The organism is Aureimonas psammosilenae (assembly GCF_009176975.1).
Taxonomy (GTDB): Bacteria; Pseudomonadota; Alphaproteobacteria; order Rhizobiales; family Rhizobiaceae; genus Plantimonas; species Plantimonas psammosilenae.
Map to the genome: position 1 here is coordinate 72,092 of NZ_WEZG01000002.1, position 21,420 is coordinate 93,511.

Genomic DNA, 21,420 nt, shown 5'->3' on the forward strand with positions numbered 1-21,420 from the left:
GCCGCCCCAGCCCCCGCGCCACCGGCTGACGCCATGCGCACCGCTATCGTGACGGCGAGCTATCGCGGCGATTTTGAGCGCTGCCGCCTTCTTTGCGAAAGCATCGACCGCCACGTTTCCGGCCACAGCCGCCACCTGATCCTCGTCGAGGAGCGGGACCTCCCGCTTTTCGCCCCGTTGCGGGGGCCAAAGCGCGAGGTGATCGGCGAGCGGGCGCTTCTGCCCTTCTGGCTGCGCGCCTTTCCCGATCCCGTCCGGCCCCTTCGGCGGCGCGTCTGGCTGTCACCGCTGGGACCGCCTCTGCGCGGCTGGCACGTGCAGCAGCTTCGCCGCATCGCGGCGGCTCTTCAGATGCCTGAAGAGGTGATGTTGTCCTGCGATTCCGACACGGTGTTCGTGAAGCCCTTCGACGTCGCCCGGCTTCGAACCGGCGCGGCGGTGCGCTTCCACCGCGTGCCGGGCGAAGCGCACGACGTTATTCCGGCCTTCGCCGAGGATCACCGCCGCTGGTCGCGCCGGGCCGGCGCGCTTCTCGGCATCAAAGCCCCGGTCGAAACCGATATCGGCTATATCGCGACCTGCATCGCCTGGCGCACGGACACGGTGCGCGCCATGGCCGCGCGGATCGAGAAGACCACCGGACGCTCCGTCATGGCGGCGCTCGCCGGCGACCGTGCCTTGTCAGAATGCACGATCTACGGCCGCTTCGTGGACGAAGTGGAGAAGGCCCCGGCGCATCACCGCGCCGTGTCGCGCTCCCTTTGCCGCGTTTACTGGGAAGGCGAGGCGATGACGGAGGAAGCGCTTCGCCGTTTCGTGGAAGCGCTCGACCCGCAAGAGGTCGCGATCGGCGTCCAGTCCTTCACCGACACCGATCCCGCCGTTATTCGACGGGTTGCGGAATTGGCGTGACCGTGGACCGAACGCGTTTGCCTTTGCGTTCGCGCCAATCGAAGGTCGTGTAGGTCGCGGAGGCCGACACCAGCCAGAGCGTGAAGAACAGCCCGTTCAATCCGATGATCCAGTTCGTGCTCGCGGCATCCGCATGGATCAAAAGCACGGACAGGAGACCGGCCTTCACCAGGCCGACCAGAGCGAGGATCAAGGCGCGCATCGCCGTCTTGCCGCGCGCGTAAAGAAGCTCGCTATGGTATTCCACGATGTTGCGGAAAGCCGGCACCAGAAGCGCGATGGCGACGAGCGGCGCGGCATCGGCGACGTTGCGCCCGAGCGCGTTCGGCGCGACGTGGAGAAGAAGCGCGATGGCGGCAAGGCCCGCGATCGACACGAACGCGATGCCGCCTTCCACCAGCCAGCGCCGCCCCCAATGCGCCAGCCAGTCGGGCACCCGCATCAGGCGTTGCACGGCCATCGTGTTGAAGGCGCGCACGGGCAGGGCGGTGAGGTCCACGAGCCGCATCAGGATGGCGTAGAGACCCGCGATATGCGGCCCGCCGATCGACAGGACGAGGAGCTTGTCGAGCTCGGACTGGAGATAGAACACGACCTCCGCCACGGCGACGGACAGGGCGTCGCGCCAGCGCGACAGGCTGAGGCGCGGCACGAGGCGCAGCCGGACGCGCGGGTAGAAGAAGGCATAGGCCGCAACCGCCGCCACGGCATTGGCGCCCATGTAGACGAGCGACCATTCGAGAAGCGAGCCGCTTCCGGCCAGCGCGAAGCCGACCGCGCCCAACGCGCGGATCGCCGTACCGAGAATCACCAGCATCGCCGCGCGGCCGAAGCGGCCGAGCCCGTTATTGACGATGCAGACGACCTCCAGGGGCCGCCAGAACAGAACCTCGGCCGCGATCACCGCCGCAAAGGCGGCGAGCGCCATGTCCGGCCGGAAGACCGCCAGATAGAAGCCGCCGCCAACGAGCGCCACCAGGGGAAGCGAGCAAAGAAAGGCGACGCCGAGCCCCGCCGTATGAACCCCGATGAGGCGCGGCTTGACGGTCGCGGCGCGGTAAAGCGGCGACACGAAGCCGAAGCCCGCGATGCGCGACAGAAGGACGCCCACCGCCGACGCCGTGGCGAACAAGCCGAAATCGGCCACGGTCAGGCTATTGGCGATCGACACGAAATAGGCGAGCGAGATCACCAGACGGCCGGCCGATCCGCCCACCAAGTGGCCGAAGGCGCGCGCTTGGCTTAGCTCGAACTTAAGATTTCCGGCAAAGAGTGCCCGAAGGCGCTGCATGATTTCCAAATCCCTTGGGGCACGCGGCGCTCATAGGAGAACGGCGTTTTGCCGCACGGTGCGACATTCTGGCCATATAGTGCGACCGAGGCTATCGGGGGAAGCTTAACGCGCCGTTCGTTGTTGGCTGGCGGCGCATCGGCGGCCTTCGCGCTTGGCACCCGTCCCCTTGGCGCCACCGAGATCCGTCCACATCGTCGGGTGCCGTTCGGCGCGGCGCTCGCCTCGCAGCATCTCGGCGACAAGCGCTATCTCGACCTTTTCTCGAAGCATTGCGACATCGCCCTGCCGATGAACGAGCTGAAATTCGGCCTCGTCCATCCCGAGGCCGCACGCTACGACTTCGGCCCCGCCGACGCCGTCCTCGATTTCACCGAGGCGGGCCGGATGCGCTCGCGCGGCCATGCGGTGATCTGGTGGAACGAGGTGCCGAACTGGCTGGCTGCCGACGAGGAAGCGGGCTTCGCCGAGCGGGCGCTTCGGGCCCATGTCGAAACCGTCGTCGGGCGGTATCGCGGACGCCTCCAAAGCTGGGACGTCGTGAACGAGGTGATTGCGCACGAGGCCCCGCCCGACGCGCCCTTGCGCGACACCTACTGGCAGCGCGCGATGGGGCCGCGCCATATCCCGGTCGCCTTCGAGGCCGTGGCAAAGGCCGACCCGAAAGCCCGGCTCGTTCTCAACGACTACGATCTGGAGTTTCGGGGCGAGCGCTTCGACCGCCGGCGCGCGGTGGCGATCGAGATCGTGCGCCAGCTTCAGGATGCCGGCATCCGGATCGACGCCGTCGGCATCCAGGGCCATCTCTACGCCGAGCAGCGAATCGACGTGCCGGCGCTGGCGCGGTTCGGCGAGGAGTTGAAGCGCATGGGTGTGTCGCTTCTCGTGACCGAACTCGACGTGATCGACTGGAAGATCGAGGGCGGCCCGGAGCGCCAGGACGAGGCCGCGAGCCGCATCGTCGGCGATCTCATGGACGGCGTGTTCGCGGCCGGTCCGCCGCTCGCCGTGATCGCCTGGGGCCTGTCGGACCGCTATAGCTGGATTCCCGATGTCATGCCCCATAGCGATGGTACGCCGTCTCGCCCCTTACCCTTCGATGCCGATTACCGCGCGAAATCCTGGTTCGGGCCGCTGGAGAAACGCTTGAGGGAAGGCTGAGGCAAGGCCGGACGGGTGTCGTTAAGCTTTCGTTAAGTATGTTGCCTTCTTGTGAACGGCAGGATCGTCCCAACCGGTCAGGCTCCGCTTTTCGCGCATGTTCACGTCCATCGATCAGGATCTCCGGGAAACGGGTGGCAAGGAGCGGGCGCAGCCGAGCGCCGCACCGGCCTATGCCGGTCCGGACCGGCGGCGGAACGTGGCAGCGGGTTTCGATCCGGTCTTCGTCGGCCGCTTCGTGTGGCGCTGCCGCTGGCTCGTCGCCTCCACGACGCTGGCCGGCCTCGCCTTCGCCGCGACGCTGGCGGTCACGACCCCCAAGACGTGGCTGTCGGGCACGCAGATTCTGGTCGACCCGCGTGATCTGAAGGTGGTGCAGAACGAGGTCGCGCCGAACGCGCTGCCATCCGACGCGACGCTTGCCTTGATCGAAAGCCAGACGGCGATCGCGACTTCCGACCGCGTCCTGTCGCAGGTCATCGCGTCGGCGAGGCTCGTCGCCGATCCCGAATTCAACGGCGAAGGAAAGCAGGGGCTCCTGACGCTTCTGCCGGAGGGAATGCGCAAGGCTTTGACCGCCGGGCCGCCCGCCGATCCGCGCGAAACCGATGCCCATGTGAACGAGGCGCTGCGCAAGGCGATCACGGTGGCGCGCGAGCCCAAGAGCTTCATAGTCAACCTGTCGCTGACGACGCAGGACGCCGAGAAATCCGCGCGGATCGCCAATGCGCTGGCCGACGCCTTCATTAATGAGCTCGGCCGCATCCAGTCCGACACCGCCCGCCGCGCGACCGTCGCCTTGTCCTCGCGCCTCAACGAGCTCCGCCGCAGCGTGGTGGATGCCGAGGAAAAGGTCGAGTCCTACAAGAACCAGAACTCCCTGATCGGCGTGAACGGCCGGCTGGTGGACGACGAATACATCACCCGCATCAACGACGAACTGGCGCGCACGAGGGCGAGCATCACCTCGCTGCGCGTGAAGGCGCAGTCGCTCAGCGGCGCCGGCGTCGAGGACGTGGTGAAGGGCGGCTTGCCGGAAGAGATCGGCTCGGAAGCCCTGACGCGCCTTCGCCAGAACTATTCCGAACTGCAGCAGCAGCAGGCCGGCCTCGCGACCCGCCTCGGACCGCGCCATCCGCAGCGCGTCGCGGTGGAAGGCTCGCTGGCCTCCATGCGCGATTCGATCCGGCGCGAACTCTCCCGCATCGTCGCGGCAGGGCAAACGGAACTTTCGCGCGCCGAAACCACGGAAAGCGACCTGACGCGCGAAGTCGCCAACCTCAAGTCCAAGCAGTCCGAAACGAGCGGCGCCTTCGTGCGCCTGCGCGAGCTTCAGCGAGAGGTGGATGCCTCGCGCGCCGTTTACGAGGCCTTTCTCCTGCGTGCCCGCGAAACGAGCGAGCAGGAAAGCCTGAACACGGCCAATATCCGGGTGATCAGCGAGGCCGTGCCCCCGCTGCGCTCCGCCGGGCCGTCCCGCAAGCTGATGGTGGTGGGAGGGGCGATCGGCGGCTTCGCGATCGGCTTCGGCATTGCGATGGCGCTCGCCATGCTGCGCCTCGTGATCGGCTTCCTGCGTCAGGACCGCCGCAGGGCGGGCGGTGGGCCGGTGCGCATCCGCTGGACGGAAGAAGAGCGGGCCGCCCATCGCGCGCAAGCGGACGCGCCCGTCGTTTCCACTGAAGCCCCGCCGTCGGCGGTTGTTGTCGCCGAAGCTCCCGCCGAACCCGTCGAGGAACCGGTTGCGCCTGCGACGCCCGCCGCCGTCCCGCTGCCGGGCTACGACCATCGGCACGGCGCGCTCGGCGAGCGCTCGGCTCTGCGCGAGCGCATCCGCGAATTGTCATCGAGAACGAACGACATCGCGTCGCCGGCTTCGGGCGAAGCGGAAGTCATCCATCGCGAGCTTCAGGCCGTGCGCGGCGCGCTGGATGAGATCCGGCGCGGCCGCCGACAGGCGGGCTGATCTTCGGGTCGGATCAGAAGGCGAAGACGCTGGCGCCCGCGCCCGCATCGCCGACCGCCGCCCGGAACGGGGCGAAAAGCTCGCGACCGAGGCCGAACTCGTTGCCGGAAAGGTCCGCTTCGGCATTGTCGCGGCTGGCGAGAACGGCCGGATCGACGAGGATTTCCAGCCGCCCGGTTTCGCCGTCGACGCGGATCATGTCGCCGTCGCGCACTTTGGCGATGGTGCCGCCGGCCTTGGCTTCCGGCGTCACGTGGATCGCCGCCGGGATCTTGCCCGATGCGCCGGACATGCGCCCGTCGGTGACGAGCGCCACCTTCTGCCCGCGATCCTGCAAAACGCCGAGAAGCGGCGTCAGCTTGTGAAGCTCCGGCATGCCGTTCGATTTCGGCCCCTGGAAGCGCACCACGGCCACGAAGTCGCCCGTGAGCTGCCCCGCCTCGAAGGCGTGCTTCAACCCGTCCTGATCGTGGAATACCTTGGCGGGCGCTTCGATCACGCGGCGCTCGGGCTTCACCGCCGAGACCTTGATCACCGCCTGACCCATGTTGCCGGTCATGATCTTCAAGCCGCCATCGGCCGAGAAGGGCTTCGTAACGCTCGTCAGCACCTTCGGGTCGTGGCTTTCGGCGGGCGCGGGAACGCGCTCCACCGACTGGCCGTCGGCGGTCAGCCGCGCTTCCACCGTGTAGTTCGAAAGGCCATGGCCCCAGGCGGTGCGAACGTCGTCGTGAAGGAGACCGACCGACAGAAGCTCGCGGATCAGGAAGCCCATGCCGCCCGCCGCCTGGAAATGGTTCACGTCGGCGAGGCCATTCGGGTAAACGCGGGCGAGAAGGGGCGTGGCTTCCGACAGGTCGGAAATGTCCTGCCATGTGAGCTTGATGCCGGCGGCCGCCGCCATGGCGACGATGTGCATGGTGTGGTTGGTGGAGCCGCCCGTGGCATGGAGGCCGACGACGCCGTTCACCACGGCGCGCTCGTCCACCACGAGGCCGGCGGGCGTGTATTCGTTGCCGAGCGCGGTGATGGACAGCGCGCGCTTGGCCGCTTCGCGCGTTAGCGCCTCGCGCAGGGGCGTGCCGGGATTGACGAAGGACGAGCCCGGCGTGTGGAGGCCCATGATCTCCATCAGCATCTGGTTGGAATTGGCCGTGCCGTAGAAGGTGCAGGTGCCCGGCCCGTGATAGGACTTGGACTCGGCTTCCAGAAGCGTCGCCCGGTCGACCTTGCCTTCCGCATAGAGCTGGCGCACGCGCGCCTTCTCGTCGTTCGGGATGCCCGACGTCATCGGGCCCGCCGGCACGAAGATCGCCGGCAGATGGCCGAAGGACAGGGCGGCGATCACGAGGCCGGGCACGATCTTGTCGCAGATGCCGAGATAAACGGCCGCGTCGAACATATCGTGGCTGAGGCCGATCGCCGCCGACATCGCGATGGCGTCGCGCGAGAAGAGGCTCAGCTCCATGCCGATCTGCCCTTGCGTGACGCCGTCGCACATGGCGGGCACGCAGCCGGCCACCTGCGCCGTGCCGCCGACTTCACGCGCCACCTGCCGGATCAGCTCGGGATAGGTCTCGTAGGGCTGATGGGCCGACAGCATGTCGTTATAGGCGGAGATGATGCCGAGATTGGGCGTATGTCCCGCCGCGATCTTGGCCTTGTCGTCCGGGCCGCAGGCCGCGAAACCGTGGGCGAGGTTGCCGCAGTTGAGGCGCGAGCGCTTCGGCCCGGCCGCGCCCTTGGCGAGGATGCGCTCCAGATAGGCTTCGCGGGTCGGCTTGGAGCGCTCGCGGATGCGGCTGGTGATGGCTTCGATGCGACGGTCGGCGGTCATGGCGTCAGCTCTCGTCGGAGGGCAGGGGAGCCCAGAAGATCTGAAGGGGTTCGGCGCGCGGCGCGCGTAAGACGGCGCGCACCGGATATTGCGTCTCGGGGCCGGGCGCTTCGGCTTTTTCCAGCGCCTCGATCTTGGCCTTGCCCTCGATATGCAGCGCCAGGAAGCGCGCTTCGAGAAGCCGGGGCAGGGTCAGCGTGATGCGCGGCTCGCCGGCGCCCGGCGCGCGCATCGGGATGACAGTGGAATGGCCTTGCGGGTCCAGCGCTTGCCCCAAACGGTCGCCGCCGGGAAAGAACGAGGCCGTATGGCCGTCATTGCCCATACCGAGGACGGCGACGTCGAGCGGGCGCGGCAGGCCGGAAAAGCGCGCCTCGATCTCCGGCAGAACGTCTTCCGGCTCGTCGGCGGGCTCGTAGAAGGGCTCGAACCGGGCGAGCGCCGCCGGTCCCTGCAGGAGATGGCGGCGAAGAAGAGACGTGTTGGAGCGCTCGCTGTCGGCCGGGACCCAGCGCTCGTCGACGAGCATCACCGTGACGTGCCCCCAGTCGATCTCGGCCATCGAGAGCCGTTCGAAGAAGAGCTTGGGCGTCGAGCCGCCCGACACGGCGAGCGTCGCCGATCCGCGCGTGGCGATGCCGCCGGCCAGAACCGCCGCGACGCCCGTCGCCAAGGCTTCGGCAAGCTCGTCCCTCGTTCTGTAGCGGTGCAGCATCCCGTTTCCCCGTCTTCCGAAGCTCGCTGACGGCCGATGCGTCCCTTTGCAGAGGGACGCACCGGCGATCGGTTATTCCGGCTCGTGCCAGGTGCGGCCGTCGCGCTCGATCAAGGCGATGGAGCCGGACGGCCCCCAGGTGCCCGACGTATAGCCTTGCGGCTTCACGGCGCGCTCTTCCCAGGCCTTCAGGATCGGATCGACCCAACGCCACGCCGCTTCCACCTCGTCGCGCCGCATGAACAGGGTCTGGTTGCCCCGGATCACGTCCATCAGAAGACGCTCGTAAGCGTCCGGGTTGCGGGTGCGGAAGGAGGACGCGAAGGTCATGTCCAGCGGCACATGGCGAAGGCGCATGCCGCCCGGACCCGGGTCCTTGATCATCAGCCATTGGCGGATGCCCTCGTCCGGCTGGAGGCGGATCACAAGCTGGTTCTGCGCGACCGCCCCGGCGGAGGCATCGAAGATCGAATGCGGGATCGAGCGGAAGGTCACGACGATCTCGGACATCCGCTGCGTCAGGCGCTTGCCCGTGCGCAGATAAAAGGGAACGCCGGCCCAGCGCCAGTTGCCGATCTCGGCCTTGATGGCGACGAAGGTCTCGGTGTCGCTCGAACCCTCCAGATCGTCCACATAGCCCTTTACCGCGCCGCCGGAGGACGCGCCGGCGCGATACTGGCCGCGCACGGTGGTCTGTTCGACATTGCCGGCCGTGATCGGCTCCAGCGCGCGCAGAACCTTCAGCTTCTCGTCGCGCAGCGCGTCCGCCGTCATGGAAGACGGGGGCTCCAGCGCCACGAGGCAGAGAAGCTGGAGGATATGGTTCTGCACCATGTCGCGCAGCGCGCCGGCCTTGTCGTAATAGGTGACGCGCCCTTCGAGGCCGACGGATTCGGCGACCGTAATCTGCACGTGGTCGATATGGGTGGAGTTCCAGATCGGCTCGTAGAGGGCGTTGGCAAAACGCAGCGCCATCAGGTTCTGCACCGTTTCCTTGCCGAGATAATGGTCGATGCGGAAGATCTGGTCTTCGCGGAAATGGCGGCCGAGAACGTCGTTCAGGTCGTTGGCGGACGCGAGATCACGGCCGACCGGCTTTTCCACCACGAGCCGCGTCTTGGAGTTGGCGAGGCCCATTTCCGAGATGCGGGTCGCGATGTCGCCGAAGATCGCCGGGCTGACGGCGAGATAAAAGGCGCGGATGCGATCCTGGCCGCCATCGTCCAGAAGGCCGCGAAGCTCGTTCCAGCCGTGGTCGGAGCGCGCATCCACGTCGCGGTAGTGAAGGCGCCCGAGAAAGCGCTCCACCGCTTCGTCTTCCAGCGCCGCGGCGCCGACGTGATCGGTGAGGGCCTGGCGGGCGAAGGCGCGGTAGTCCTCGTCGGTGATCTGGGTGCGCGAAGCGCCGATGATGCGGGACTCGAGGGGAAGCTGCCCATCGCGGTCGCGGTGGTAAAGGGCCGGAAGCAGCTTGCGCTCTGCGAGATCGCCACTGCCGCCGAACACGACGTAGTCGAAGGGTTCGACCGGAATGATCTGGCTGGACATCGAAACCTTTCCTGCGGAGACCGTGCCGCGACGCCTCGCGGACCCTGTAATCTAATCGATTGAAAAAGGCCAGAGGTTAGTTATCGGCCTTCACACGCGCTCTTTTGAACTCGCAGGTGCCTATCGCGCAAGCGCTTCCTGAACCGCGCCGAGAAGCGCCTCGGCGGAAAACGGCTTCTTGATCGCGCGCGCCGTTCCAGCTTCCGGCGGAAGGTCGATCTGCTCGCCGTAGCCGGTGGCGAAAACGAAGGGGATGCGCCGCTCGATCAGATTGCCGAGAAGCGGGAAGCTCGTTTCGGTGCCGAGATTCACGTCGAGAAGCGCGAAGTCGACATGCTCCTCCGCCAGCGTCTTGCGGGCTTCCGCCACGCTGCCGACCAGAAACACGTTGGCGACGCCGCCCGACACCAGCATCTGTTCGGCGTCCAGCGAGATCAGCATGTTGTCCTCGACCACGAGGGCGTTGAGGCCGGAAAGGGACGGAGCTTCCGCGACGGGAAGCGCTTCGGCAACGTCGAACGCCGTGTCCTGGGTCCGCCGTTTGCTCGTGCGGTCCAGATGGAACACCTGCGGCGGCAGGAGGAAGTCCGCTTCGAGACCGCGCAACGCATAGCGCACATTGGCCTCGCCATGGAGGTCGTGCGGGATCGAGCGTTGGATGATGGTGGAACCGAAGCCGCGCCGCGTCGGCGGCTGCACCGGCGGGCCGCCATGCTCGCGCCAGGAGATCGCGCAAGCCTCGTTCTCGTCGATCTCCCAGGTGACGTCGATCGAGCCGGTGGAATCGGACAGGGCGCCGTATTTGGCGGAGTTCGTCACCATCTCGTGGAACACGAGGGCGAGGGTGGAGAAGGCCTTGGCTTCCACGAAGACCTTGGGGCCGGACAAGCGCACGCGGCTGGCTTTCGCCGCGATATAGGCCGAGACCTCGGTTTCGATGATGTCGGCGAGGAGGGTCGCGGACGCGTTGTCGCTGGTGATCTGGTCGTGCGCGCGGGCGAGCGCCTGGATGCGCCCGCCGATGATTCGCGCGAAGCCGTCCACCGTGTTGGCCCCGGGCTTCGACTGCGCGACGATGGCGCGCATCAGGCTCAGGATGTTGCGGACGCGGTGGTTCAGCTCGGCGATCAGGAGTTCCTGGCGCTGCGTGGCAAGGCTTTGCTGGCGCTCGGACTCCTCGTTGAAGCGCAGGAGAATTTCGAGGATCGAAACGCGCAGGGCTTCCGCGGCCTTGAGGTCCGTCTCGGTCCACGGGCGGCTCTTGCCGCGCACCGTTTCCTGCCACGCCTCGAAGCTCTTGCGGGGCGTCAACCGCGCGCCGTTCGGGCCTTGCACGACCTCCTTGGCGGCTTTCGGATCGCCGGCCCAGTTCACCGTCTGCACCAGTTCGCGACGGAAGAAGAGGATATAGTCGCGCGGGGAACGCGAGATCGGGATGGCGAGGACGCCGGCGCCCCGGTCGGCGAAATCCACGGCCTTGTCGTAGACGGCCGAGAGCTCGCTCGACGCGTAGACGCGGCTCGCCGCCGCCCGGTTGAGGAAGCGCGCGATGCCCGGTAGCTCGTCCGCCGTCGGCACGCGGCCCGACACATGCGCTTCGCCCTTCGACCAGACCACGAGGCCGTCGCAGGCGATGATCTGGCGCAGCTCGTCGGCAAAATCGGCGAGCGCTTCCATGCTGTTGGTGGTCGCGACGATCTTGCCGATCAGCCGGTCGTGGAGTTCGCGCACGGATTCCTCCGCCATGCGCCGCTCCTTGTAGATGCGCCCTTCGATGATGAAGGACACCATCTGGCCGAAGAGTTCGGTGGCGGCCCTCAGTTCCATGGACAGGTGGCGCGAGGCGTAGTGGTGGAGCGCGAAGAGGCCCCACAGCTTGCCGTCGATCACGATGGAGATCGAGAAAGACGCCGCGACGCCCATGTTCTTCAGGTATTCGATGTGGATCGGCGACACGCTACGCAGAAGCGAGAGCGACAGATCCAAGGGCTGCCCGTAGGGGTCGAGCTGCGGCAGAACCGGCACGGGAACGGCGTGGACGTCGGCGATGATGCGCGTCTGGTTGCGGATATAAAGGCTGCGGGCCTGCGCCGGAATATCGGTCGCGGGATAGTTCAACCCGAGGAAGGGCTCGCGGCCCGTGCGGACGGATTCGGCGATGACCTCGCCCGCGCCGCCGTCGGCGAAGCGGTAGAGCATGACGCGGTCGAAGCCGGTGATGCCCCGCAACTGGCGCACGCTTTCGCGGAAGATCTGGTCGAGCGTTTCGGTCTTCTGGATGCGGGCGACCATGCTCTTGACGAGCGCGTTCGGATTGATCGCCTTTTCCGCTTCGGCAGGCTCCGCCTCGATGATGATCGAGGAGCCCGATACGTGGACCGCCACGTCGAAGAAGCTGTTCTGGCCCAGAAGATCGCAGCCGAACAAGCGTTCGGAGCCGTCATGCGAGGCGAGCACCTGAAGCCGGCCGCGGATGGAATGAATGGCGGAGGCAGGAAACACCGCCGACAACGGCTCGCCCAGAACGTTGTCGGGATCGACGTCCAGATACTCGCCGATGTTGGACGAGACGTGCTGAACCATCCAGTCCATGGAAACGGCGACAAGGAAGCCGAAGGGCTGGATGCCGCCCAGAAGGTGGATCGGCTCGCGATCGCAGTTCGAGAGATCGACCGGCTCGTCCGGAGAAAGCGTTTCTGCCGCCAATTTACTCGCCGTTGGAAGAGGCGTTTTCCGTGATCCGCACGGCGCCGATGAAATACTGGAACGTCCGATCCGCCGCCGAGACCGCGAGGTCGCGCGCATGGGTCGTCGTCGCGATCGCTTCGGCAGCCTCCATGAAGCTGCGAAAACGATCCGGTTCGCCGGCCGCTTCCAGAAACAATGTGGTGAACTTCCCGCCGCTTTCCAGTTGTTCCCTGTTGCGCAGGCGCTTCAGGATCTGCCGCGCGCCGAGCCGCGAGCCTTCCAGGACATAGGCGATGCCGATCGCTTCGGCGAGGTTGGGGCGGGGCAGGGGAAAGAGCGGCGGGGCTATCGGTCGCAGATCCATCGCCTTCAGATCGGCGCTCGCCGCCGCCTGCCGCGCCGATGTGGAAACTTCGGGAAGGCGCAGGAGAAGGCCGCTTGCCTCCAAAGCCGCGCCGGCACCCGCAAGGCAGGCCTCGTTGACGCGCAGAAACCGGCCATAGTCGCGAAGATCGCCGTTTCGTTCGAGGCCGCCGAAGCTTCCATCCAGCCGCTCGTGCGAGGCGCGCGTTTCCTCGCGCAGGCGTCGGCGCAGGGACGCCGCCGCGCGTGGCTCGGCATCCGTCGCGACCGGCGGGGGGGAAGAAGGGGATGCGATCATTTCGGGACGTTGAGGCTGAAGGACGTGCTTTGATGAAGCCCCTAGCAGCTTTGCGGCGGGCCTTCCAAGCGGAATGCCGGCTCGTGCTGAATCGCCGCAAAAAATACAACCCCTGCCAGTGCTTGGCTCTGCCCGGTCAGAACCTGTCCCGCAGCGCGAACCAGCTCATCGCGAGGAAAAGCAGCGGCGCGCGGAGGGCTCCGCCACCCGGGAAAGGCGTGATCTTCAGGTCTTCGAGAAGTTTCAGCCGGTCGCGATTGCCGGTCACGCGTTCGGCGTAAAGGCGCCCGGTGAAGTTCGCCATCATCACGCCATGGCCGGAATAGCCGCCGATGGCGGTGACGCCGGGCGCGACGGTGCGCACGAAGGGCATCCGCTCCATCGTGATGCCGACCGAGCCGCCCCAGGCATGGGTCAGCGGCACGTTGGCGATCTGCGGAAAGATTTCCGCGATCTGGCGGGAAATGTCTCGGGCGATATCGCCGGGCTCGGACGTGTAGGTTTCGCGCCCGCCGAAAAGCAGCCGGTTGTCGGGGGCTTTACGGAAATAGCGCACCACGAACCGGGAATCGTCCACCGCCTCGCCGCCGGGAACGACGTTCGCTCCTTCCGGCAACGGCTCCGTCGCGCCGATATAGGAGCGGATCGGCATGATGTGCCGCGCCGCTTGCCTTTCGAGGTTGGCCCCGTGGGCGTTGGTGGCGACCAGCGCCCGTTCCGCCCGCACCGTGCCGTTGGCCGTCTTGGCGACCACGAGGCCGCCTTCGTTCGAAAGGGACAGAACCGGCGTTTTCTCGAAAAGAAGCGCGCCGGCACGCGCCGCCGCCTTCGCCGCGCCGACGATGAGCTTCAAGGGGTGGATGTGGCCGGTGCCGGTGTCCCGCGCGCCGCCGTGGTAGCGGCGGGAGCCCAGCCGCTCCGCCGTCTCGTCGGCGTCCATGAAGGAAAGGTGCGGATAGTCGTAGCGCTCGCGCATCGTCTCGACATGGGCGCGATAGTCGGCGACGTAGCGCTTCTTGTGCGCGACGGAGAGCTGGCCGGGCCGGTAGTCGATCTCGATGGCGTTGGCGCTCGCAAATTCCAGAAGATGCGCCTTGGCGTCTTCAGCCAGGTCGAACAGGGCTTTGGCCCGCGCGAAGCCGTATTGCTTTTCCAGCTCTTCCGGCCATTGCCGCTGGCCGGTGCCGAGCTGCCCGCCATTGCGCCCCGAAGCCCCGTCGCCGAAGCGATGGGCTTCCAGAACCGCGACGCTGACGCCCCGCTCCGCCAGATGCACGGCGGCCGACAGGCCCGTGAAGCCCCCGCCGACAATGAGAACGTCGACGGAACGGTCGCCGTTGAGCGCTGGATAGGTCGGGCGGTCCGGCACCGAATCCTCGTACCAGGACCGGCCGGGCGAGATCGGCGACTGATAGGGTGCCATCACACCTGCAGCAGCAGGAACTCCCGCTCCCAGGGGCTGATGACCTGCATGAAGGTCTCGAACTCGCCCCGCTTGATGCCGGCATAGGTGCCCACGAACTCGCGGGTGAAGACGTCGTGGAAGGCGGGCTCGGCCTCGAAGGCGGCGACGGCTTCCAGAAGACCACGCGGCAGGGAAATCTCGCCGCTTTCGTTGACGGTGCGGTCGGTCGGCTGGTCGGGCTCGATCGCGTTGACGATGCCGAGATAACCGCAGGCGAGCGAGGCGGCGAGCGCCAGATAGGGGTTGGCGTCGGAGGAAGGGAGGCGGTTCTCCACGCGCCGCGCGGCGGGATCGGAAGCGGGCACGCGGAAGGCGGTGGTGCGGTTGTCGTAGCCCCAGGCGTTGTTGGTGGGGGCCGACATGCCGTAGGTCAGGCGGCGATAGGAATTGACGTAGGGCGCCATCATCACGAGCGCTGCCGGCACGTAGCGCTGCATGCCGCCGAGGAAGTGGTAGAAGGCCTGCGAGGGCGAGCCGTCGGCTTCCGAAAAGATGTTCTGCCCGCCGTCGATCTCCACCACGGACTGGTGGATGTGCATGGCCGAGCCGGGCTGGCCCTGAATGGGCTTGGCCATGAAGGTCGCATAGATGTTCTGCCCCATCGCCGCTTCGCGGATGGTGCGCTTGAACATGAAGACCTGATCGGCAAGCTCCACCGGATTGCCGTGACGCAGGTTGATCTCGAGCTGCGCCGCGCCGTCCTCGTGGATCAGCGTGTCGATCTCCAGCCCCTGCGCGTCGGAGAAGTGGTAGATGTCGTCGATGAGTTCGTCGAACTCGTTGACGCCGCCGATGGAATAGGCCTGTCCGCCCTGGATCTGGCGGCCCGAACGGCCGATCGGCGGCACCAGGGGATAGTCCGGGTCGACGTTCTTCGACACGAGATAGAACTCGATCTCGGGCGCGACGATCGGCGTCCAGCCCTTGGCTTCGTAGAGGCCGAGGACGCGCTTGAGAACGTTGCGCGGCGTATAGGCGACGGCTTGCCCCGCCGTGTCCACGAGATCGCAGATCACCTGCGCCGTCGGGTCGGTTTCCCAGGGCACCGCCGAGAGCGTGGAGAGATCGGGCATCAGCTTCAGGTCGCCGTCGTTCGGCGAATAGCGGAACTCACCCGTTTCCTCCGGGTATTCGCCCGAGATCGTGTGCATGAAGAGCGCCGAGGGCAAAGCCAGCGAGGTGTTGCCGGTGAACTTCTTCGCCGGCATCATCTTGCCACGCGGCACGCCCGCGAGGTCCGGCGTGATGCACTCGATATCCTCGATACCGCGCACCCGCAGCCAATCGGCCGCCTCGTCCATGGAGCGCACGCCCCGGCGCGATTCCAGAAAGCCGCGCCGCTCGTCGGCGGCCGCCGGCAGCACCGCGTTAACCGGACGGGGAGGCGTCGCGCCGACGGGGGTCGGCTCGTTCGGCCCCACCTGTCCCGAGGGCTTCGGCCGCTCGATCCTTCCAGGCGACTGAGGACGAGACGATTTCGGCCTTGAGGTCTCGGACATGCGATCCTGCGGGGGTTGAACGATGCCTGAGCATATCCGAGGCCTTCAGCCGAGGAAAGCGCCTCGCAGCGCCGGGCCAGGCCGCCTTCGGCTTGACGACGGGGCGCTGGAAGCGCAGGCCGTTTCGCTGAAGTTGAGCACAAGAGGCGAATATGGACGCGAAGGTTCACCAGAAGGCGACGACCCAAGGCATCGAGAACACCATGGCCACGAGCCCGGCGGCGCGCGCCGTGATGAAGCTCGTGGAAGGGGCGGAGCGGCTGAATCTGAAACATTCGGCGATCGGCAACCCGCCGGTCTATCCGACCGATACCTTCCCCTGGGCGCGCGAGATCGAGAACGAGTGGCGCCTGATTCGTGCTGAACTCGACAAGATCCTGGTGCGAAAGGGCGAGCTTCCCGCCTTCCACGAGATTTCCTCGGAAGTGCGCTCCATCTCGTCGGACCAGAACTGGAAGACCTTCTTTCTGTGCGGCTACGGCATCAAGTCGGAAGAAGCGATCCGCCAGTGCCCGGAGACCTGGCGCATCCTCCAGAAGATTCCGGGCCTGAAATCGGCGATGTTCTCCATCTTCGAGCCGGGCAAGCACCTGCCGCCCCATCGCGGCCCTTATAACGGCGTCCTGCGCTTCCATCTCGGCCTCGTCGTGCCGCCGGAGCCCGACAAGATCGGCATCCGCGTCGAAAACGAGCTTTGCCACTGGGAAGAAGGCAAGGCGCTGATCTTCGACGACGCCTACGAGCACGAGGCCTGGAACCATTCGGACAAGGTGCGCGTCGTTCTGTTCGTGGATTTCGAGAAGCCGCTGACCTTCCCCGCCAATCTCACGAACAAGGCGATCCTCAACCTCGCGATGTTCACGCCCTTTATTCGCGAGGGTTACAAGGCGCACAAGTCGTGGGAAAAGATGTTCTACGGGGCAGGCCAGAAGCATCGCTGAGGCGACAGGAGGAGGCGAGGATGGAGGAGCCGGTCTGGCGCGAGATGCGCGAGGGTGATCTGGAAGGGGTGATGGCCTTGGCGGCCGAGGTTCATCCAGGCCTCCCCGAGCGGATCGACGTCTTCGCCGACCGCCTCGCCATCTTTCCGGCCGGTTGCCAGGTTCTGTCGTCGCAGGCCGGCATCGAGGGCTACGCCGTTTCCCATCCGGCCAAACTCTTCGAGCCGCCGCCTCTCGACGAGGTTCTCGGCGCTTTGCCGCCGGGCACCGATGGCTACTATATTCACGATGTCGTGGTGAGCCCACGCCTTCGCGGGGCAGGTCACGCCCGCATCGGCGTCTACCACGCGCTGGATGCCGGGGCGGCGTTCACCGAAACCGGTCTCATCGCCGTCTACGGCACGACGCCCTTCTGGGAGCGATTCGGCTTTGCGGACCGTACGAAGTCCGTCCGTCCGGAGAAGCTCCGGCTCTACGGCCCCGACGCCCGCTACATGGTGCGACGCAAGAGCGCCATCGAGTTCACGCCGCGCGCCGGCTGAGGTCTCCTTGCGCGCGATACCTTCTGAGTAGTGCAAAAGGGCTAGGCAGCGGTTACCGAATGCTTAATAGTCGAGCCGTGCCCTATCGGGTCGGATTGAGCGAAAGCCGGATTCCCTCCATGAAAAAACGCCTCCTGGTCAGCGCCGCTTTCCTGACGCTCGGACTCTCGACGCTTGGCGCTTCAGCGCAGGAAAAGGTGGTCCGCGTCTTCAACTGGTCGGACTATATCGACAACTCGATCCTGGAGGATTTCACCAAGGAAACCGGCATCCAGGTCGTCTACGACACCTACGATTCCAACGAGATCCTGGAAACCAAGCTGCTCGCCGGCGGCACCGGCTACGACGTCGTCGTGCCATCGGCCGAGTTCATGTCGCGGCAGATCCAGGCCGGCGTGTTCCAGAAGCTCGACAAGTCCAAGCTGCCGAACATCTCGAATATGTGGGACTTCGTGCAGAAGGAGGTTTCGGCCTACGACCCCGGCAACGAATATTCCGTGAACTACATGTGGGGCACGACGGGCATCGGCTACAACAAGAAGAAGGTCGCCGAGCTTCTGCCGAACGCGCCGACGGATTCCTGGGCCCTCGTCTTCGATCCGCAATATGCCGAGAAGCTGAAGGGCTGCGGCATCGACATGCTGGATTCGGGCTACGAGATGATCACGGCGGCGCTCCGCTATCTCAAGATCGATCCGAACACCAAGGACCCGGAAGACATCAAGAAGGCCGGCGAGCTTCTCCAGAAGGTGCGCCCCTTCGTGCGCAAGTTCCATTCCTCCGAATATGTGAACGGCCTCGCCAACGGCGATATCTGCGTGGCGGTCGGCTTCTCGGGCGACGTGTTCCAGGCGCGCGACCGCGCGGTGGAAGCGGGGCAAGGCGTCGAGATCGCCTATTCCATCCCGAAGGAAGGTGCGCTCCTGTTCTTCGACCAGCTCGCCATGCCCGCCGACGCGCCCAACGTCGACAACGCGCTTGCCTTCATCAACTACATGATGAAGCCGGAGGTCATCGCCAAGGCGTCGGACGTGGTTCATTACGCAAACGGCAACAAGGCCTCGCAGCCCCTGATCGACAAGGCGGTCTTCGAGGACAAGGCGGTTTATCCGGATGAAGCGGTGTTGAAGAACCTCTTCACCAAGCAGCCCTACGACGCCAAGACGCAGCGCCTCGTCACGCGGGCCTTCACCACGGTGAAGACCGGCCGCTAAAAGCCACTTCCCAAACCGTCGCGCGGCCGTCATGGACGGCCGCTACGGCATTCGCCGGCCTTTTTCGTGAGTACCAGATGGCAGCGACCGCCTCGACGCAAGCCTCAACCAAATCGCTCGGCAATATCCGCCGCGCCTTCGCGCCCTGGGACGATCCGGCCCAGAAGCCGCTGATCGAGATCGCGGGCGTCACCAAGCGCTTCGGCGGCGACTTCGTCGCGGTGGACGATCTCTCTCTCAACATCTATCGCCGCGAGTTCTTCGCGCTTCTCGGGCCATCCGGCTGCGGGAAGTCGACGCTTCTTCGCATGCTCGCGGGCTTCGAGGAGCCGACGAGCGGCGATCTTCGGCTCGAAGGGGAGAGCCTCGTCGGCGTGCCGCCGCACAAGCGGCCGGTGAACATGATGTTCCAGTCCTACGCGCTTTTCCCGCATATGAGCGTGGAAAAGAACATCGCCTTCGGCCTGAAGCAGGACGGCATGGCCAAATCGGAGATCGCGGACCGCGTCGCCGAAATGCTGCGCCTCGTGAAGCTGACGCCCTTCGCCAAACGCAAGCCCCAGCAGCTTTCCGGCGGCCAGCAGCAGCGCGTGGCGCTCGCCCGCTCGCTCGCCAAGCGGCCGAAGGTCCTGCTTCTCGACGAGCCGCTCGGCGCGCTCGACAAGAAGCTGCGCGAGGAAACGCAGTTCGAACTGATGGATCTCCAGGTCGAACTCGGCCTCACCTTCGTGATCGTCACCCACGACCAGGAAGAAGCGATGGTGATGGCCGACCGCATCGCGCTGATGCGCGAAGGGCGCATCGCACAGGTCGCGACCCCCGCCGTGATTTATGAAGCGCCGTCGAGCCGTTATGTCGCCGACTTCATCGGCAACGTGAACATCCTCGAAGGCACGGTGGAAGAGCGGCAGGGAAGCCGTTTGCGCATGGCGGCGGCGGGCGGCACGATCGAGACCGAAACGCCGGTAGCCTTGAAGGCCGGCGACAAGGCCGCCTTCGCCATCCGCCCCGAAAAGATGCGGATCGGGCGCACACGGCCCGAGACCTACGGCATCAACGCCTTTCGCGGCGAAGTCTACGACATCGCCTATCTCGGCGACGTGACGCTTTATCTCGTGAAGCTTCCCGGCGGCGAACTCGTGCGCGCCACCGTGATCAACGCTTCGCGCGGGGTCGAGCAGCCGCTCACCTGGGACGAGGAAGCTTGGCTCTCCTTCTCGCCGGATGCCGGCGTCGTTCTGACGGCCTGACCCGATGGCCGAGCGCAGCAACGTCGGACGGCTTTACAAGTCCACCGTGATCGGGGTGCCCTATCTCTGGCTCCTTGTTTTCTTTCTCGTGCCCTTCCTGATCGTCCTGAAGATTTCCTTCTCGACGACGGCCATCGCGCAGCCGCCTTATCTGCCGGTCTTCGACTTCGCGTGGTCCTCGATCGTGGACGGCGTGAAGGAGTTCGTGCCGGACAATTACGGCTTCCTGCTCGATGATCCGCTTTACATCGACGCCTACCTGTCGAGCCTCAGGATCGCCTTCGTCTCGACGCTTCTGGCGCTTCTCGTCGGCTATCCCTTCGCCTATGGCATGGCCAAGGCACCGGCCGGCCTTCGCCCCATCCTCCTGATGATGACGATCCTGCCCTTCTGGACGAGCTTCCTGATCCGCGTTTATGCCTGGATAGGCATCCTGAAGAACGAGGGCCTTCTCAACCAGTTTCTGCTTTGGACGGGCTTGATTTCCGCGCCGCTGACGATCCTCAACACCGAAACGGCGATCTATATCGGCATCGTTTATTCGTACCTGCCCTTCATGGTGCTGCCGATCTATGCGAGCCTCGAGCGGATGGACGGTCGGCTGATCGAGGCGGCGAACGATCTCGGCTGCCCGCCGGTGAAGGCCTTCTGGAAGATCACCTTTCCTCTGTCCCTGCCGGGCGTTCTCGCCGGCGCCTTCCTCGTCTTCATTCCGGCGGTCGGCGAGTTCGTGATCCCCGATCTCCTCGGCGGGTCCGAAACGCTGATGATCGGCAAGACCTTGTGGGACGAGTTCTTCTCCAACCGCGACTGGCCGGTGGCCTCCGCCGTGGCGGTGATCCTCCTTCTCGTGCTCGTGATCCCGATCGTGTTCTTCCAGCGCGCGCAAGCCAAGGTGGATCGATGAAAACCCGCTGGAGCGCCTTCAACATCGCCTGCGTGTTTCTCGGCTTCGCGTTTCTCTACGTGCCGATCATCATTCTGGTGATCTATTCCTTCAACGCCTCGCGCCTCGTCACGGTTTGGGGCGGGTTCTCGACTGAGTGGTACACGGCGCTCTGGCACAATACGCAGATGCTGGAAGCGGCCTGGGTCACGATCCGCGTCGGCCTTCTGTCGGCGACGATCGCCACCGTTCTCGGCACGCTGGCCGCCTTGGCCCTCGTGCGCTTCGCCCGCTTCCGGGGCCGGCTCCTGTTTTCCGGCTTCGTTTATGCGCCTCTCGTCATGCCGGAAGTCATCACCGGCCTGTCGCTTCTGCTGCTCTTCGTCGCGATCGGCTTCGATCGCGGCTTCTGGACCCTCACCATCGCGCATGTCACCTTCACCATGTGCTTCGTCGCGGTGGTGGTGCAGTCGCGGCTCGTGACTGTCGACCGGAGCCTGGAAGAAGCGGCGCAGGATCTCGGATGCCCGCCGTGGAAGACCTTCTTCCTCATCACCCTGCCGGTGATTTGGACGGCGGTGGCGAGCGGCTGGATGCTGGCGCTGACCCTGTCCATCGACGATCTGGTGATCTCGTCCTTCACCACGGGACCGGGCGCGACGACCTTGCCGATGCGGATCTACAGCCAGGTGCGCCTTGGCGTGACGCCGGAAATCAACGCCATCTGCACGATCCTCATCGCGATCGTCTCGGTCGGCGTGATCATTTCCGGCATTCTGACCAAGCGCCAGCTCGTCCGCCGCGAGCGCGACGAGCGCATGGCGGCGGCGGCTTCGAACTGACG

Annotated in this window: 17 protein-coding genes; 9 read left to right on the forward strand and 8 right to left on the reverse strand. The window is 65.9% G+C overall.

Going from position 1 to position 21,420, the window contains the following annotated elements:
• The first annotated feature begins 33 nt into the window (after window positions 1-33).
• Window positions 34-912, forward strand: a complete 879-nt coding sequence (locus F9929_RS04105) for a DUF6492 family protein (protein WP_152045282.1) — start codon at window positions 34-36, stop codon at window positions 910-912.
• On the opposite strand, the gene F9929_RS04110 is transcribed toward F9929_RS04105, so the two are convergent.
• Window positions 884-2,203 carry a lipopolysaccharide biosynthesis protein gene (locus F9929_RS04110; RefSeq protein WP_152045283.1) on the reverse strand — a complete coding sequence of 440 codons (1,320 nt, stop codon included), beginning with the start codon at window positions 2,201-2,203 and terminating at the stop codon, window positions 884-886. The genes F9929_RS04105 and F9929_RS04110 overlap by 29 nt on opposite strands.
• A 123-nt stretch (window positions 2,204-2,326) precedes the next feature.
• Here F9929_RS04110 and F9929_RS04115 point away from each other — a divergent pair, with 123 nt between their 5' ends.
• Window positions 2,327-3,364 (forward strand): endo-1,4-beta-xylanase, encoded by a 1,038-nt coding sequence (locus F9929_RS04115; protein ID WP_235919022.1) that lies wholly within the window; start codon window positions 2,327-2,329, stop codon window positions 3,362-3,364.
• A 97-nt stretch (window positions 3,365-3,461) separates the two neighbouring features.
• Window positions 3,462-5,330, forward strand: a complete 1,869-nt coding sequence (locus F9929_RS04120) for a GumC family protein (protein ID WP_152045284.1) — start codon at window positions 3,462-3,464, stop codon at window positions 5,328-5,330.
• A 13-nt stretch (window positions 5,331-5,343) separates the two neighbouring features.
• Here the strand turns inward: F9929_RS04120 and edd are convergent, their stop codons facing one another.
• The 7 genes from edd to F9929_RS04155 form a co-directional block, all read right to left on the reverse strand.
• Window positions 5,344-7,167: a phosphogluconate dehydratase gene (edd, locus tag F9929_RS04125; protein ID WP_152045285.1), complete on the reverse strand. Its 1,824-nt coding sequence runs from the start codon at window positions 7,165-7,167 to the stop codon at window positions 5,344-5,346.
• 4 nt (window positions 7,168-7,171) lie between these two features.
• Complete coding sequence (pgl, locus tag F9929_RS04130) at window positions 7,172-7,882, reverse strand: 6-phosphogluconolactonase (protein WP_152045286.1); 711 nt, start codon at window positions 7,880-7,882, stop codon at window positions 7,172-7,174.
• Window positions 7,883-7,954: 72 nt separating this feature from the next.
• Window positions 7,955-9,430: a glucose-6-phosphate dehydrogenase gene (zwf, locus tag F9929_RS04135; RefSeq protein WP_152045287.1), complete on the reverse strand. Its 1,476-nt coding sequence runs from the start codon at window positions 9,428-9,430 to the stop codon at window positions 7,955-7,957.
• Window positions 9,431-9,550: 120 nt separating this feature from the next.
• A complete protein-coding gene (locus F9929_RS04140) occupies window positions 9,551-12,136 on the reverse strand; it encodes an HWE histidine kinase domain-containing protein (RefSeq protein ID WP_235919024.1) in 2,586 nt (861 codons plus the stop codon).
• A gap of 1 nt (window position 12,137) precedes the next feature.
• Window positions 12,138-12,779, reverse strand: coding sequence for a biliverdin-producing heme oxygenase (locus F9929_RS04145; protein WP_152045289.1), 642 nt, complete (start codon window positions 12,777-12,779; stop codon window positions 12,138-12,140).
• Between the two features lie 136 nt (window positions 12,780-12,915).
• On the reverse strand, window positions 12,916-14,202 hold the full coding sequence (locus tag F9929_RS04150) for an NAD(P)/FAD-dependent oxidoreductase (RefSeq protein ID WP_152045290.1): 1,287 nt from the start codon (window positions 14,200-14,202) through the stop codon (window positions 12,916-12,918).
• Window positions 14,202-15,743: a glutamine synthetase family protein gene (locus F9929_RS04155; protein WP_152045291.1), complete on the reverse strand. Its 1,542-nt coding sequence runs from the start codon at window positions 15,741-15,743 to the stop codon at window positions 14,202-14,204. The genes F9929_RS04150 and F9929_RS04155 overlap by 1 nt, the downstream gene beginning before the upstream one ends.
• A 152-nt stretch (window positions 15,744-15,895) precedes the next feature.
• On the opposite strand from F9929_RS04155, the gene F9929_RS04160 reads away from it, so the two are divergent.
• From F9929_RS04160 to F9929_RS04185, 6 genes are all read left to right on the forward strand, one after another.
• On the forward strand, window positions 15,896-16,684 hold the full coding sequence (locus F9929_RS04160) for an aspartyl/asparaginyl beta-hydroxylase domain-containing protein (protein ID WP_152045292.1): 789 nt from the start codon (window positions 15,896-15,898) through the stop codon (window positions 16,682-16,684).
• A gap of 20 nt (window positions 16,685-16,704) precedes the next feature.
• A complete protein-coding gene (locus F9929_RS04165) occupies window positions 16,705-17,226 on the forward strand; it encodes a GNAT family protein (protein WP_152045293.1) in 522 nt (173 codons plus the stop codon).
• A gap of 119 nt (window positions 17,227-17,345) precedes the next feature.
• Window positions 17,346-18,440 (forward strand): polyamine ABC transporter substrate-binding protein, encoded by a 1,095-nt coding sequence (locus F9929_RS04170; RefSeq protein ID WP_152045294.1) that lies wholly within the window; start codon window positions 17,346-17,348, stop codon window positions 18,438-18,440.
• 77 nt (window positions 18,441-18,517) lie between these two features.
• Entirely contained in the window at window positions 18,518-19,690 is a 1,173-nt protein-coding gene (locus tag F9929_RS04175) for an ABC transporter ATP-binding protein (RefSeq protein ID WP_152045295.1), read from the forward strand.
• A gap of 4 nt (window positions 19,691-19,694) precedes the next feature.
• Window positions 19,695-20,597: an ABC transporter permease subunit gene (locus tag F9929_RS04180; protein WP_152045296.1), complete on the forward strand. Its 903-nt coding sequence runs from the start codon at window positions 19,695-19,697 to the stop codon at window positions 20,595-20,597.
• Window positions 20,594-21,418: an ABC transporter permease gene (locus tag F9929_RS04185; RefSeq protein ID WP_152045297.1), complete on the forward strand. Its 825-nt coding sequence runs from the start codon at window positions 20,594-20,596 to the stop codon at window positions 21,416-21,418. The genes F9929_RS04180 and F9929_RS04185 overlap by 4 nt, the downstream gene beginning before the upstream one ends.
• Window positions 21,419-21,420 lie beyond the last annotated feature (2 nt).